At 67.2% G+C, this 15,426-nt stretch carries 10 protein-coding genes and 1 tRNA gene; 9 read left to right on the top strand and 2 right to left on the bottom strand.

Features of this window, described 5'->3' with window-relative positions:
• The first annotated feature begins 203 nt into the window (after positions 1-203).
• The 7 genes from CKO31_RS11550 to CKO31_RS11520 all read left to right on the top strand — a co-directional run bounded on the left by CKO31_RS11550 (position 204) and on the right by CKO31_RS11520 (position 9,502).
• The gene (locus tag CKO31_RS11550) at positions 204-2,126 is read left to right on the top strand and encodes a PrkA family serine protein kinase (RefSeq protein WP_200237340.1); all 1,923 of its coding nucleotides are present in this window, start codon (positions 204-206) and stop codon (positions 2,124-2,126) included.
• Between the two features lie 142 nt (positions 2,127-2,268).
• The gene (locus CKO31_RS11545; protein ID WP_200237338.1) at positions 2,269-3,540 is read left to right on the top strand and encodes a YeaH/YhbH family protein; all 1,272 of its coding nucleotides are present in this window, start codon (positions 2,269-2,271) and stop codon (positions 3,538-3,540) included.
• Positions 3,541-3,658: 118 nt separating this feature from the next.
• Positions 3,659-5,152: a SpoVR family protein gene (locus CKO31_RS11540; RefSeq protein WP_200237336.1), complete on the top strand. Its 1,494-nt coding sequence runs from the start codon at positions 3,659-3,661 to the stop codon at positions 5,150-5,152.
• Between the two features lie 342 nt (positions 5,153-5,494).
• On the top strand, positions 5,495-7,771 hold the full coding sequence (locus CKO31_RS11535) for a L,D-transpeptidase scaffold domain-containing protein (protein ID WP_200237333.1): 2,277 nt from the start codon (positions 5,495-5,497) through the stop codon (positions 7,769-7,771).
• Between the two features lie 137 nt (positions 7,772-7,908).
• Complete coding sequence (locus CKO31_RS11530) at positions 7,909-8,181, top strand: hypothetical protein (RefSeq protein WP_200237330.1); 273 nt, start codon at positions 7,909-7,911, stop codon at positions 8,179-8,181.
• A gap of 53 nt (positions 8,182-8,234) precedes the next feature.
• Complete coding sequence (locus CKO31_RS11525; RefSeq protein ID WP_200237328.1) at positions 8,235-9,182, top strand: bile acid:sodium symporter family protein; 948 nt, start codon at positions 8,235-8,237, stop codon at positions 9,180-9,182.
• A 92-nt stretch (positions 9,183-9,274) separates the two neighbouring features.
• The gene (locus CKO31_RS11520; protein ID WP_200237325.1) at positions 9,275-9,502 is read left to right on the top strand and encodes a hypothetical protein; all 228 of its coding nucleotides are present in this window, start codon (positions 9,275-9,277) and stop codon (positions 9,500-9,502) included.
• Between the two features lie 117 nt (positions 9,503-9,619).
• On the opposite strand, the gene CKO31_RS11515 is transcribed toward CKO31_RS11520, so the two are convergent.
• A tRNA-Leu gene (locus tag CKO31_RS11515) sits at positions 9,620-9,706 on the bottom strand.
• A gap of 116 nt (positions 9,707-9,822) precedes the next feature.
• Between CKO31_RS11515 and rnr the strand changes: the two genes are divergently transcribed.
• Together rnr and rlmB are read left to right on the top strand one after the other, a co-directional pair.
• Entirely contained in the window at positions 9,823-12,099 is a 2,277-nt protein-coding gene (gene rnr / locus CKO31_RS11510; RefSeq protein WP_200237323.1) for a ribonuclease R, read from the top strand.
• 298 nt (positions 12,100-12,397) lie between these two features.
• Positions 12,398-13,165, top strand: coding sequence for a 23S rRNA (guanosine(2251)-2'-O)-methyltransferase RlmB (gene rlmB, locus CKO31_RS11505; RefSeq protein WP_322789129.1), 768 nt, complete (start codon positions 12,398-12,400; stop codon positions 13,163-13,165).
• Positions 13,166-13,351: 186 nt separating this feature from the next.
• Here rlmB and CKO31_RS11500 read toward each other — a convergent pair whose 3' ends face one another.
• Positions 13,352-15,358, bottom strand: coding sequence for an acetoacetate--CoA ligase (locus CKO31_RS11500; RefSeq protein ID WP_200237318.1), 2,007 nt, complete (start codon positions 15,356-15,358; stop codon positions 13,352-13,354).
• Between the last annotated feature and the right edge of the window lie 68 nt (positions 15,359-15,426).

Here is a 15,426-nt window from a genome sequence, read left to right as displayed (position 1 = left end):
TGGGATGCGCGGGTGCGCGCGCACCGCACTCAAAAGTGGCATGCTGCGGAGGGACGAATCCCGCCGGTTGCGGGTGACGACGACGGTCCTTGCTTGGCGCGGACCTTGCAGTTCGCCCTCGGCGTTGCAATCTTAAAGCGATATGCCACGCCGGATCGCCCGCCGCTCGCGTCCGGACAGACAACCGAAACGAGGTGTGCTGAATGTCGATCTTCGAGCGCTACCAGGCCCGCTACGAGTCCTCTCGCGAAGAGGACATGAGCCTGCAGGAGTACCTGGATCTGTGTAAAAACGATCCGATGGCCTATGCCGGTGCGGCGGAGCGTCTGCTTGCGGCGATCGGCGAGCCCGAGCTGATAGACACCCACAACGATGCGCGCCAGAGCCGCATCTTTCAGAACAAGGTCATCAAGCGCTACCCGGCGTTTGCGGACTTCTTCGGTATGGAGGACGCGATCGAGCAGCTGGTGTCCTATCTCAAGCACGCCGCCCAGGGCCTGGAGGAGCGCAAGCAGATTCTCTACCTGCTCGGCCCCGTCGGCGGCGGCAAGTCCTCGCTGGCCGAGAAGCTGAAGGAGCTGATGGAGAAGGTGCCCTTCTACGCCATCAAGGACTCGCCGGTGTTCGAATCGCCGCTCAGCCTGTTCTCGCCGGAGGAAGATGGGCCCATCCTCGAAGAGGACTATGGCATTCCGCCCCGGTGTCTGCGCACCATCATGTCGCCCTGGGCCGTCAAGCGCCTGCAGGAGTACAACGGCGACATCACCAAGTTCCGGGTGGTGAAGCTGTACCCGAGCATCCTAGAGCAGGTGGCCGTCGCCAAGACCGAGCCGGGCGACGAGAACAACCAGGACATCTCCTCCCTGGTGGGCAAGGTCGATATCCGCCAGCTGGAGCACTATGCCCAGAACGACGCCGACGCCTACAGCTACTCCGGGGCCCTGTGCCGCGCCAACCAGGGCCTGATGGAATTCGTCGAGATGTTCAAGGCGCCCATCAAGGTGCTGCATCCGCTGCTGACGGCCACGCAGGAAGGCAACTACAACGCCACCGAGGGCCTCTCGGCACTGCCCTTCCAGGGCATCATCCTGGCACACAGCAACGAGTCCGAGTGGCAGTCCTTCCGTAACAACAAGAACAACGAGGCCTTCCTCGACCGCGTCTTCATCGTCAAGGTGCCGTACTGCCTGCGGGTCACGGAAGAAAAGCAGATCTACGACAAGCTGCTGCGCCACAGCTCCCTGAACCAGGCGCCCTGTGCCCCGGGCACGCTGGAGATGATGTCGCAGTTCTCGGTGCTGACGCGCCTGAAGGAGCCGGAGAACTCCAGCATCTTCTCCAAGATGCGCGTTTACGACGGCGAGAACCTCAAAGACACGGACCCCAAGGCCAAGTCGGTGCAGGAGTACCGCGACTACGCCGGCGTCGACGAGGGCATGTCCGGGATCTCGACGCGGTTCGCGTTCAAGATCCTCTCCCAGGTATTCAACTTCGACCACACTGAGGTGGCCGCGAACCCGGTCCATCTGCTGTACGTGCTGGAGCGCCAGATCGTGCGCGAGCATCTGCCGCCGGAGGTGCAGGATCGCTACGTGGGCTTCCTCAAGCAGTACCTCGCGCCCCGCTATGCGGAGTTCATCGGCAAGGAGCTGCAGACGGCATATCTGGAGTCCTACGCCGAATACGGCCAGAACATCTTCGACCGCTATGTCACCTACGCCGACTACTGGATCCAGGACCAGGAGTACCGCGATCCGGACACCGGCGAGATGATGAACCGCGGCGCGCTCAACGAGGAGCTGGAGAAGATCGAGAAGCCCGCGGGGATCTCCAATCCCAAGGACTTCCGCAACGAGATCGTCAACTTCGTGCTGCGGGCCCGCGCCAACAACAACGGCGCCAACCCGCGCTGGACCAGCTATGAGAAGCTGCGCGTCGTGATCGAGAAGAAAATGTTCTCGAACACCGAGGAGCTGCTGCCGGTGATCTCCTTCAACGCCAAGGCCTCGGCGGACGACAAGAAGAAGCACGAGCAGTTCGTCGAGCGTATGGTCGAGAAGGGCTATACGCCTAAGCAGGTACGGTTGCTGTCGGAGTGGTACTTGCGCGTGCGGAAGTCGCAATAGGAAGCAGCGAAGGCTGAGGGCTGAGGAAGACCGCGCCGCGCCTTAGCCCCCAGCCCGCGGCCCTTGGGTGTCTGGACATGCGGCCTCTTCAGGGGAGCGGATCACTTCGACCCAGCCAGTGCAACGCGAGCCACCGAATTTTATGTCCCACTTCATCGACCGACGTCTCAACGCCAAGAACAAGAGCACCGTCAATCGGCAGCGGTTCTTGAAGCGTTACAAGAGCCAGCTCAAGCGGGCCGTGTCGGATGCGGTCAACCGCCGCAGCATCACCGACATCGATGGCGGTGAGCAGGTGGGCATCCCATCCAAGGACATCTCCGAGCCCATTTTCCACCATGGCCAGGGCGGCACCCGGGACATGATCCACCCCGGCAACAAGGAGTTCGAGGCCGGCGACCGGGTGCAGCGCCCCGAGGGCGGCTCCGGATCGGGCTCCGGGCAGGGGCGGGCCGGCCGCGGCGGCAAGGGCGAGGACGACTTCGTCTTCGAGCTCTCGCGGGAGGAATTCCTGGACCTGCTGTTCGACGACCTTGAGCTGCCCAATCTGGTGCGCAACCAGCTCATGGGCACCACGGAATTCAAGACCGTGCGTGCCGGGTACACCACCGAGGGCGCGCCCAGCAATATCGATGTCGTGCGCTCACTCAAGGGTGCCATCGCCCGGCGCACGGCGCTGGGCGCGCCGCACCGCGGGCGCATCCGCGCCTTGGAAGAAGAAGTCGAGCAGCTCCTCGCCGAGGGCGTGCCGGAGGACGACGCCCGGGTGGTGGCGCTGCGCGAGCAGATCGACCGCCTCAAGACGCGGCTCGCGGCGCTGCCCTTCATCGATACCTTCGACCTGCGCTACCAGTCCTTCACCAAGCAGCCGGAGCCCACCAGCAAGGCGGTGATGCTCTGCCTGATGGACGTCTCCGGCTCCATGGACCAGGTGCGCAAGAACCTGGCCAAGCGCTTCTTCATCCTGCTGTATCTCTTTCTGCAGCGGAACTACGACCAGATCGACGTCGTCTTCATCCGCCACCACACCATCGCCCAGGAAGTGGACGAGCAGGAGTTCTTCTACTCCCGCGAGACCGGCGGCACCGTGGTCTCAAGCGCCCTGAACCTGGCTCACGAGGTCATCACGGAGCGCTACGACTCCGGCAGCTGGAACATCTATGCTGCGCAGGCGTCGGACGGCGACAACTGGGACTCGGACTCCGCCATCTGCCGCGACTTGCTCATCAATCGGCTCATGCCGCTGATGCGCTACTACGCCTACGTGGAAATCACGCCGCGCCAGCACCAGAGTCTCTGGTACGCCTATCAGGACGTGAAGGCGATGCATTCCCACTTTGCCATGGAAGAGATCGGCGGCGCGGACGACATTTACCCCGTGTTCCGCGAGCTCTTCAAGCGGCAAGAAGCGTAGCGAGTACGGAGTACGGAGTACGCGAGCCACCGTCCCCGTACTTCGTACTCCGTACTGAATGCCTAACAATGGGCTCTGAGCCCGGAATTCAGTGACGCCCGGATCAGCGCGAGTACCCATGCCAGACAAACTCATCTCCGACTCGTCCGAATGGAGCTTCCCGCTCCTGAAGCGCTTCGACAAAGAGATCGCGCGCATCGCCCATGACGAGTTCGGCCTGGACACCTATGCCAACCAGGTGGAAGTGATCTCCTCGGAGCAGATGATCGACGCCTACTCCAGCGTCGGCCTGCCCATCAACTACCACCACTGGTCCTTCGGCAAGCAGTTCGTCTCCACCGAGCAGACCTACCGCCGCGGGCAGATGGGGCTGGCGTACGAGATCGTCATCAACTCCGACCCTTGCATCGCCTACCTCATGGAGGAGAACACCCTGCCGATGCAGGCGCTGGTGATCGCACACGCGAGCTACGGCCACAACAGCTTCTTCAAGGGCAATTATCTCTTCCGCACCTGGACGAGCGCCGACGCCATCATCGACTATCTGGTCTTCGCGCGTAATTACATCGCTGAGTGCGAGGAGCGCTACGGCCAGGAAGAGGTCGAACTGCTGCTGGACTCCTGTCATGCATTGATGAATTACGGCGTGGATCGCTACAAGCGGCCGTCGCCGTTGTCGTTGTCCGAAGAAAAGCGCCGGCAGGCGGAGCGCGAGGCCTACCTCCAGTCGCAAGTGAACGACCTCTGGCGGACGCTGCCGGGGGAGCAGGCGGGCGGCGGCGGCGGCCAGCGCGAGCAGCGCTTTCCGGAAGAGCCCCAAGAGAACCTGCTCTATTTCATCGAGAAGAATGCACCCCTGCTGGAGCCCTGGCAGCGTGAGGTGGTGCGCATCGTGCGCAAGGTCGGTCAATATTTCTACCCGCAGCGCCAGACCCAGGTCATGAACGAAGGCTGGGCGACCTTCTGGCATTACACTCTGCTGAATCGTCTCTACGACCAGGGCATGGTAACCGACGGCTTCATGATGGAAGTGCTGCAATCGCACACCAACGTCGTTTATCAGCCGGATTTCGACTCCCCCTATTATTCGGGCATCAACCCCTATGCGCTGGGCTTTGCGATGATGCGCGACATTCGGCGCATCTGCGAGGAGCCCACCGACGAGGACCGCTACTGGTTCCCGGACATCGCCGGCGGCGACTGGCTCAAGGTGCTCGACTTCGCCATGCGCAACTTCAAGGATGAGAGCTTCATCGCGCAATATCTCTCGCCCAAGCTGATGCGCGACTTCCACCTCTTCCAGGTACGCGATGACGACCGCGAGGACACCCTGGAGATCACCGCGATCCACGAAGAAATCGGCTATCGCCAGCTGCGCCAAGCGCTGGCCGAGCAGTACAACCTCGGCAACCGCGAGCCCAACATCCAGGTCTACGACGTCGACCTGCGCGGCGATCGCTCCATGACCCTGCGCCATTTTCGCCACAACCGTCGCCCGCTCGGAGACACCCTGGACGAGATGCTGCTGCATATTCGCCGGCTCTGGGGGTTCGATGTGCGACTGGAGGCCGTGGATGAAGAGGGGCGGGTGCAGCTGCTGAGCGAGGCCTGAGCGCCTGGTGACCGGCACCCCTCCGGCGCGCTCGATAGGGTGGCGGCTCGGCTAGCTCCGCGCTCGCGCGGTCGGCCGCCGGCAAGCTTGGCGTGCGACTTGATCATGGCTCCGAGCACCTGAGACTGCTGCCTGCGTAGTCAGGCCACCCTGGCGTGACACAATTAGGGCTGGAAGCCCTGGCTACGCAGCGATTGCCTAGGGGAGGACGCAGTCGTGAGCAAGCCCTCGGCGCGTGCCAAGCTGCGGTTCTCACCTAGCTTCGGTATAGTGCCGCTATCTATCTGTTGCAGCTCGGGTTCGCTCTCAAAGCAGCCGCGCCCAGCACCGAGGTTTTCGGCTATGCCAGTCGTCCGCGCTCTTGCCAAAGATCCACCCGCAGCCGGCATCGTCGCGGCGCGCCCGCTGCTGGCGCTCGCGCGGGCCGGGGCAATCGGACTCTGTCTGCTGCTGGCGACGGGCGCCGCGGCAGCCGACCTGGCTACAACACTGTCGCCTTTCCTTGGCACCGACGACGCATCCGCCGAGGCGCCCACAGTCGCGCTCGCGGGCCGCGATATCGAGTTCTATTCGCCGCGACTGCTCGCCGAGTTTTATGCCGAGCGGGACTACCGGCCCGCCTGGGACGGCCGCCGCGCCCGCACCATGCTGGCACTTGCCCGGCAGAGCCGCGCCGACGGCTTCCTGCCGAGCGACTTTCATGCCGAGGCCATCGAGACGGTGCTCGCGACCGACGCGCTGGCGGCGCGGGATGCGAAGCGTCGGACCAGCGCCGAACTGCTGCTCTGCGATGCGCTACTGCGCTACGTGCACCATTTTCGCTTCGGCAAGCACAATCCGCGGCATGTGAACCCCGATTGGACCTTCGTGGAGCCGGCGGACGCCGAGCGACTCAAGGCGGACCTGGCGCAGGCGCTGGCGACGCCCGGCATGGCGGAGGAGCTGACAGCCATGCTGCCGAGCCCGGCCTTTTACCGGAATCTCAAGAAGGGCTATCGGCGCTACCTCGCCATCGCCGACCGCGGCGGCTGGGACGACATCCCCGGCGGCCCGAATCTGCGGGTGGGCGCACAGGACCCGCGGGTGCCCCTGATCCGCGAGCATCTTGAAGTCATCGATGGACTCGACCTCGGCGTCGCCGCGGTGCCCGAGGTCTATGACGAGGACTTGGCCGAGGCCGTCAAAGGCTTTCAGCAACGCTCCGGGCTCGCCGCCGACGGCATCGTCGGGCCCAACACCCTGCGCGCGCTGAACGTGCCCCTCGACGAGCGCCTGCTGACCATCCGCGCCAATCTGGAGCGCATGCGCTGGCTCTATGACGACCTGCCTGCCGACTATCTATTCGTGGACTTGGCCGCCTTCGAGCTGTATCTAGTGCGCGATCATGAAGAAGCCTGGCGCACCCGTGGCATCATCGGCACCGTCGACGACCAGACGCCCATGTTCCGCGACGAGATGGAATACCTAGTGTTCAATCCGACCTGGACCGTGCCGCGCTCCATCGAGAAGAAGACGTTCAAGGGGGTGCCCGACGGCTACAAGCGGGTGCGAAGCGGCGGTCAGTACTACCTGGTGCAGGAGCCCGGGCCGCGCAACGCCCTCGGCCGGGTCAAGTTCATGTTCCCGAACGGCCATGCCATCTACCTGCACGACACCCCGTCGCGCTACCTCTTCAAGCGCTCCCGGCGCACCTACAGCCACGGCTGTGTGCGCGTCCATGACCCGCTCACCCTCGCCGAGCAGGTGCTGGACGAGCCGGCGTGGAACAGGTCGAATATAGACCGCGTGGTGCGCCGCGGCAGCACCCGTTGGGTGCATCTGGACGAGCACCTGCCCGTGCTCCTCTACTACCTCACCGCCAAGGCGGATGCCGCGGGCCGAGTGGGCTTCCGCCGCGATATCTATGACCGCGATCAGCGGCTGTTGGCGATGCTCGACGAGCCGGTGAGCGGTGCCGAGCGCATCGCCTTCGCAGAGCCCGAGCCCGCACCCCAGCCAGCCCCCCAGTCAGACTCCCAGCCAGCATCTGAGCCAGCCTCCGAGCCGAATCCGGAGCCGGTCGCAATCCATACGAGCGCCGTCGGTGAGACCGTCACCGCTGATGCGGATGCCGCCGGCTCCGCAGAGCCGGCCTTGTCGGCCGACGACACGGCAGAAACCTCGAGCGCCTCACCGGCAGACACCGGGCCCTCGGCGCCCGCCGCTGCCGCGGCGGACCGCAAGCCCGAGTCTGCACACCCAGCCGACGCGGCGAGTCCGGCCACTGCGGTGGTGTCAGCGCCGAGGTCGTCATCAAGGTCAGCCGCGGTTGATCCAGCGCCAAGCTGGCAGGGCGGGCACAACGCGGCGGCGACGCTGCGGCTGGATGGGGCGGGCCGTTTCGTGGACAGGATCGTGGACGAACGGCCCTTGCTCCGGCGGGCCCCTTCGGCAGCGGCGCCGCGCCCGGAGCGCGCGCGCCTGGACCCCTGGGAGCATGTGCCCGCGCTGCGCATCCCGCCGCCCGGCCGCAGCGACCAGCGCCGGCCGTCTGTCCCCGCGCAAGACCAAGACGCCTCCTCTCTGGCCGTGCCGCGCATCGCCGACGAGCTCTCCTTCCCCGTTCTGCGCGCCGACTGAGCGCCGCCGCTGGCGCCGGCCGCCGCCCGGCCTAGCCCTGATCCGCGCCGGGCGGCTGGCAGATGCGCTTGCCGACTCGGCGGCGCGTGGTCCTGCATGGTCGCCGCGGGCTCGCGGCATGAGCCACCGATGGGCGCATGCTGCTCCCACAGCCCACAACGCCGTTGGAGCGCACCATGCTGCCCGTGATCGATCTGCTGCTACTGATGCTTGGCCTCAGCCTCCTCTACGCCGCCCTTGGTGTGGCGAGCGTCGCCGTCGAGTCCTTCTCTATGCTCCTGGTGCGCCGACCCCGGCGTGCTCGGCCGCGCAGGGTACACCGTGTCCGGCGGCGCACACCGCGGCCGCGGCGTCAGCCGGGCGCGACCGGTGTGCCCGCCGCGCGCCGCCGGCTGGTCGCTGGCGCCTGACGGAGACCGCATAATGGCGCCCCTGCCGAGCCGTATCAGATCAGCGCCGCCGCATGCCCATCCGCACCGGAGCCACCGCCACGACCCTGTTCCCGCTATGGGCCCTGCTGGGGTCGGTGCTCGCCTATCTGCGCCCGGACTGGCTCGCGCCGCTGAAGCCCGCCATCGTGCCGCTGCTGGGCGTCGTGATGTTCGGCATGGGGGTGACGCTGACTTGGCGTCAGTTCGCGGCCGTCTGGCAGCGGCCGCAGCAGGTGGGGCTCGGCATGGCGCTTCAGTTCGGCGTCATGCCCCTGGCCGCCTGGGTCATCGGCACGGCGCTGGGCTTGCCCGCGGCCCTGATCGCCGGGCTAGTATTGGTGGGAGCGAGCCCGGGCGGCACGGCCTCGAACGTGGTGTGCTACCTCGCCCGCGGCGATGTCGCTCTGTCCATTACCTTGACGGCGGCCTCCACGCTGCTCGCCGTCGTCGCCACGCCGCTACTGACCTGGCTCTACGTGGGGCAGCAGGTGCCGGTGCCGGTATGGGACATGCTGCTGTCGGTGGCCAAGATCGTGCTGCTGCCGGTGATGCTCGGGGTGGCCGTGAACACCTGGCTCGGTGCGCGCCTGGCGCCGGTGAAAGACGTCTTCCCGCTGCTGTCCATGGCGGCCATCGTGCTGATCATCGCCATCATCGTGGCGCTGAACCTGGATAACATCGCCGCCGCTGGCTGGCTTATCGTTCTCGCCGTTGTGCTGCATAACGCCGTTGGCCTGACGGCGGGCTACGGCCTCGGCTTGCTCGTGACACGGGACCTGCGCAGTGCGCGGACCCTGGCCATCGAGGTGGGCATGCAGAACTCGGGTCTCGCGGGGGCGTTGGCGGTGCAGTACTTCTCTGCCGCCGCCGCCATCCCAGGGGCGCTCTTCTCCATTTGGCACAACCTCTCGGGCTCGGCGCTGGCGGCATTGTGGTCGCGCCGCCCGCTGCCGGCGGTGGCAGCCGCGGACAGGCGCTGATTCCTCATGCTTTACCGGTTTGTGCCCGCGTTTTTTGCCTAGATTATTGCACCCGAGCCGGCGCCGCCGGCACCAATAGCGAGGCAAAAGCGATGGATTACAGTACTTTCAAGAGCCTGCAGATCCTGTTGTTCTGGGGCTCGGCGATCGCGTTCTGCATCTGGCAGCTGCGTGCCGTGCAGCGCATGCGCCGGCAGCGTCTCACCGTGAAGCATGACGAGGCGCTGCGCCGGGGGACTCTCCCGCGCAGCCGCGCGAGCGCCGCTAAGCGCTCGAGCAACCCCCCAGATCTTTCGTTGATCCGCCGTGATGAGGCGTAGGCGCGAGCGGCTCGAAGCCATGAGAGACAAACAAAAAACGCTGCCTTGAGGGCAGCGTTTTTTGTTTCTACTGCTTGTTTCTGCTTGGGGGCCCGGGAGCGGCCCTTCGCCGGAGTGTGGTGCCGAGGAGAGGACTTGAACCTCCACCTGGTTTCCCAGACATGGACCTGAACCATGCGCGTCTACCAATTCCGCCACCTCGGCCGGGGGCGCGCGAGCGAACTGATGAACGCCGCCCGCGAAGCCTCGGAATGATAGTGAGACAGGAACCCCCTGTCAACGCTACACTAAGCCGTTTTAAGGAAAGCGGCGGAGATCACGTGGCACGACGCAAATCGGCCCAGTCGGCGAAGGGGCAGGACCCGCATCGCCAGCGCGAGGCCAAGAAGTACGAAAACCCCATCCCCAGTCGCGAGTACATCCTCGAGACGCTCACCCAGCACGGGGCACCCATGGGCTTCCAGGAGGTGGCCGACGCCCTGGGTCTGAAAGACGAGGAGGACCTCACGGCACTCGACCGCCGGCTCGGGGCCATGGTCCGCGACGGACAGCTGGTGCGCAACCGTCGTGAGGCATATTGCCTGGTCAACAAACGGGACCTGGTCGCCGGGCGCATCATCGCCCACCCGGACGGCTTCGGCTTCGTCAAGCCGGACGAGGGCGGCGACGACCTCTATCTATATCCGAAGGAGATGCGCACCGTCTTCCACGGTGATCGCGTGGTGGCCAGGGTTACCGGCCGCGACCGCCGCGGGCGTCTTGAGGGCTCGGTCGTCGAGATCCTGGAGCGCAGCACCACCAGTGTCGTCGGCCGCTTGTACTCCGAAAGCGGGGTCGGTCTAGTGGTGCCGGACAACAAGCGCATGACCCACGACATCATCATCCCGAGCGACCGCCTCATGGAGGCGCAGCAGGGCCAGATCGTGGTCGCCGAGATCACCGACCAGCCCACCAAGCGCACGCCCCCCATCGGCCGCATCCTGGAGGTGGTGGGCGACCACATGGGCCCGGGCATGGAGACGGACATCGCCATCCGCGCCCACGACCTGCCGGTGGAGTGGCCGGAGGCCGTCACCGCCGAGATCGCGACCCTCGGCGAGGAGGTGCCGGAGGCCGCCAAAGCCGGGCGCACCGACCTGCGCGAGCTACCGCTGGTCACCATCGACGGCGCCGACGCCCGCGACTTCGACGACGCCGTCTACTGCGAGCGCAAGCCCAAGGGCTGGAAGCTGCTGGTGTGCATCGCCGATGTGTCGTCCTATGTGACGCCGGATAGGGCACTGGATCAGGAGGCGCTGAAGCGCGGCAACTCGGTGTACTTCCCGGACCGGGTCGTACCCATGCTGCCGGAGGTACTGTCCAACGGGCTCTGCTCCATCAATCCGGACGTGGACCGGCTCTGCATGGCCTGCGAGCTCTATGTGAACCGCGAGGGCCGGGTGACGCGCTCACGCTTCTTCGAGGCGGTGATGCGCTCCCACGCCCGGCTCACCTATGACCAGGTCGCGGCCATGCTGGACGAGACCGACGCGGCGCTCGCGGAGCAATTCGAGGCCGTCCTGCCCCACCTGCACGAGCTGCATGCACTGTTCGAGGCGCTGCACGGCGCGCGCGCCAAGCGCGGCGCCATCGACTTCGACACCACCGAGACCAAGTTCGTCTTCAACGAGTCCCGGCGCATCGCACGCATCGAGCCGGTGCGGCGCAACGACGCCCACCGCATTATCGAGGAGTGCATGCTGGCCGCCAACGTGGCCGCGGCCCGGCTCTTCGAGCGCAAGAAGATGCCGGCGCTCTACCGCATCCACGAGACCCCGAACGAAGAAAAGCTCTCGGACCTGCGGGAGTTCCTGGGCGAGCTGGGCCTGAATCTACCCGGCGGCAACAAGCCCACGGCGCAGGACTATGCGACCCTGCTGGACTCGGTGAAGGGCCGCCCGGATGCGCACCTGATCCAAACCGTGCTGCTCAGGTCCATGCGGCAGGCCATGTACAGCTCGGACAATGTCGGCCACTTCGGCCTCGCCTACGACGCCTACACCCATTTCACCTCGCCCATCCGCCGTTACCCGGACCTCATCGTCCATCGTGTCATCAAGCACATCCTGGCCGGCGGTACCGCGGCGGACCTGGATTACTCCAAGCCCGAGCTGCAGCAGATCGCCGACGTCTGCTCCGGCACCGAGCGCCGCGCCGACGACGCCACCCGCGACGCCGAGAGCTGGCTCAAGTGCGAGTACATGCGCGATAAGCTCGGCGAGGAATTCGACGGCACCATCACCAGCGTCCAGGGCTTTGGCATCTTCGTGGAGCTGGACGAGATCTACATCGACGGCCTGGTACACATCACCGCGCTCGACAACGACTACTACCACTTCGACCCCGTCGGCCACCGCCTGACCGGCGAGCGCACGGGCCAGGTCTATCGCCTCGGCGACCGGCTGCGGGTGCAGGTGGCGGCCGTGAATCTGGACGAGCGCAAGATCGACTTCGTGCTGGCCCAGTCTGCGCAACAGTCCGAGAAGCAGGCTGCCAAGGGCGCCGGTAAGAAGCGCTCGCGGCCCTCGCGGCGCAAGCGCAAGGCGCCGGCCTCCTGAGCCGCAGCGCAGCCGGCGCAGCGCCCCAGCCGCCGCACGCGTGAGCGCCAAGCACCGACGGTCGAGCTGAGGCACGAAGCCCAACGCAGCGCCCGCGGTCACCGCCTGGTTGTCAGGCCTGCCAGCTCGGCCCGCCCTGGCGCCGTAGGCCGGGCTGAGGCACGAAGCCCGACGCCGCGCCTGCGGTCACCGCCTGGTCTGTCAGGCCATCCAGTGTCGCCCTGCCCCACGCCCGAGCCCGGGCACGAGCGGCGGCATGCAATCCTCGCCCAATCCCAGTCGTGAGTGCGTCCGAGCCGTGAGTCCGACCCAGCCCAGCGGCGCGAGCCCCACCGTCGGCATCAACAGCGCCCGCAGTGCCCTCAAGCTCGGCGCCGGGCAGGTCGCCGAGCTGTGGCTGGACCGCCGCCGCCGCGACCAGCGCCTCGCCGAGCTGGCGGGTCTGGCTCGCAAGGCCGGTGTGCACGTGCGCCAGCTCGACCGCGATGCGCTGGACACCGCCGCCGGCGGTGCCAACCACCAGGGCGTCATCGCCTGGGTGAGCGGGCCTGCCGCGCGCCCGGTGCAGGACCTGGATGCGCTGCTGGGCGGCTTGGATCATCCGCCGCTGCTGCTGATCCTGGACGGTGTCACCGACCCGCACAACCTGGGCGCTTGCCTGCGCAGCGCCGACGCCGCAGGTGCCGACGCCGTCATCGCCCCCAAGGACAAGGCCGCCGGTCTGACGCCGGCGGCCGTCAAGGTCGCGAGCGGCGCGGCGGAGTCCGTGCCTTTCATTCAGGTAACCAACCTGGCCCGGTCGCTGGCGCAGCTGAAGGCCGCCGGCGTTTGGCTCATGGGCACCGCGGAGGACGTCCCGGCGAGCCTCTACGCAACGGCTCTGACCGGCCCCCTGGGCCTGGTGCTGGGCGGTGAGGGCAGTGGCCTGCGGCGACTCACCCGGGAGCACTGTGATGTGCTCATGCGCATTCCGATGCGCGGGCGGGTGGAGAGCCTCAACGTCTCCGTGGCCGCCGGTGTCTGCCTGTACGAGGCGCTGCGCCAGCGTGGCGGGGACCGCGTCTAGGCGCGGTGTACCTTGTGCTCTTGGCTTCCGTATTGTCATTGCCGTCATTCCGGCCCGCGGATTTGACCACCACGCACACGCGGAGCGAGAAGAAGCCTCGATCACCACTCCAACCACTCGGGCAGGCGCAGGGCGTAGGGTGGACAAGCGAAGCGCAGTCCACCAGCTTACGGGTGGCCCCGGCGATCACGCCCAGCTGAAGGCGGCGAAGGCGTCCAGTGCCTCCGGGTTGGCCAGGACCTCGCGGTTCTTGACCTCGCGGCCGTGGATGACGTCGGCCACCGCCAGCTCGACGATCTTGCCGCTGCGGGTGCGCGGGATGGCGGCCACCTGGCGGACTTCGGCCGGCACATGGCGCGGGCTCAGCTGCGCGCGGATGCGCCGGCGGATGGCGTCCGTGAGGGCATCGTCCAGCGTCAGGTCCGGGCGCAGCACGACGAACAGCAGGATGCGCTGATCCCCCTGCCAGTCCTGACCCACGGCGATGGCCTCCAAGACCTCGTCCATGGCCTCCACCACGCGGTAGAGCTCGGCGGTGCCGATGCGCACGCCGCCCGGATTCAGCACCGCATCGGAGCGGCCGTGGATGACCAGTCCGCCGCGGGGCGTCAGCTCGGCGAAATCGCCATGGGTCCAGATACCAGGGAAGCGCTCGAAGTAGGCCGCGCGGTAGCGGGCGCCGTCCGGGTCGTTCCAGAAGCCCACGGGCATGCAGGGGAAGGGCTGGGTGCACACCAGCTCGCCGCGCTCGCCGACCACCGGGCTGCCGGCATCGTCGAAGACCTCGACGGCGAGCCCGAGCCCGCGGCACTGGAGCTCGCCGCGGTAGACCGGCAGCATCGGGTTCCCCAGCGCGAAGCAGGAGACGATGTCTGTGCCGCCGGAGATGGAGGCGAGCAGCAGGTCGTCCTTCACGGCCCGGTAGACATAGTCGAAGGATTCGGGTGCCAGCGGCGAGCCGGTGGACAGCAGCGTGCGCAGCGCCGAAAGGTCGTGGGTGCGCGCCGGCTCGGCACCGGCCTTCTCCAGCGCCGCGAGGTACTTGGCGCTGGTGCCGAAGGCCGTGACGCCTTCCTCCGCCACCAGGTCCCAGAGCACCTCGGGGCCCGGGTGGAAGGGGGAGCCGTCGAAGAGCACCAGCCGGGTGCCGAGCGCTAGGGCGCTCGCCATCCAGTTCCACATCATCCAGCCGCAGGTGGTGAAGTAGCAGAGCCGGTCGGCGGCGCCCAAATCCGTGTGCAGGGCCAGCTCCTTCAGGTGCTGGATCAGGGTGCCGCCGGCGCCGTGGACGATGCACTTGGGCTTGCCGGTGGTACCGGACGAAAACAGAATGTAGAGGGGATGATCGAAGGGCAGCGGCTCGAAGACCGGGGCCGCGCCGCGATGCGCGTCGATGAGGTCCGGCCACGACTGCGCGGAGGGCTCGCTCGGCCCAGTGGCTGGCCGGGTGCTCGGGGCCGGCGCGTCCGGCGCGTCCGGCGCGAGCCAGGGCACCAGCACCAACTGCTCCAGCGACGGCAGCCGCGCGGCGATTTGCGCCAGGCGCTCGCCCACGTCGATGCGCTTGCCGCCGTAGTGATAGCCGTCGATGCCGATGAGCACCTTGGGCGTGATCTGCCCGAAGCGATCGAGGACGCCGTCGACGCCGAAATCCGGTGACGCCGACGACCACACCGCGCCGATGCTCGCCGCCGCCAGCATGCCGACGATGGCCTCGGGGCGGTTCGGCAGGATGGCGGCGACGCGCTCGCCTGCGCCGACCCCCGCCGCGCGCAGCCAGGCGGCCAGCGCACCGACCTGGGCGCGCAGCTCGCCGAAGGTCAGGGTCTGGCGCTCGCCGTTCTCGCCGCGGAAGACGATGGCGATATCATCGCCGCGGGTGTCGGCGTGGCGCAGCAGGTGCTCGCCGAAGTTGAGCCGAGCCCCCGGAAGCCAGGAAGCGCCCGGCATGCGCTCGGGGTGCTCCACCACCTGGTGCCACGGCGTGCTGGCGTGCAGGTCCAGGAACTGCCACAACAAGGCCCAAAAGCCTTCCGGGTCCAGCACGGACCAGCGGTGCAGCGCGGCGTAGTCCGGGAAGCGGTGGCCGGTGGCGCCCTCGGCGGCGGCGATGAAGGCGGCCATGCGGCTCGCGTCCACGCGCTCGGGAGAGGGGGACCAGATGGGCGGCTGGGTGGAATCGGGCGGGCTCATGGGCGGGTCTGGGTTTGCGCAACCGGGCCGTGGAGGATACCGCAGGGGGCCGTTGCCGGCGGGCGCGG

This window comes from Thiohalocapsa halophila (assembly GCF_016583825.1).
GTDB lineage: Bacteria > Pseudomonadota > Gammaproteobacteria > Chromatiales > Chromatiaceae > Thiohalocapsa > Thiohalocapsa halophila.
Note: the sequence above shows the minus strand (reverse complement) of the source record. Positions and strands in the feature narration are given on the sequence as shown.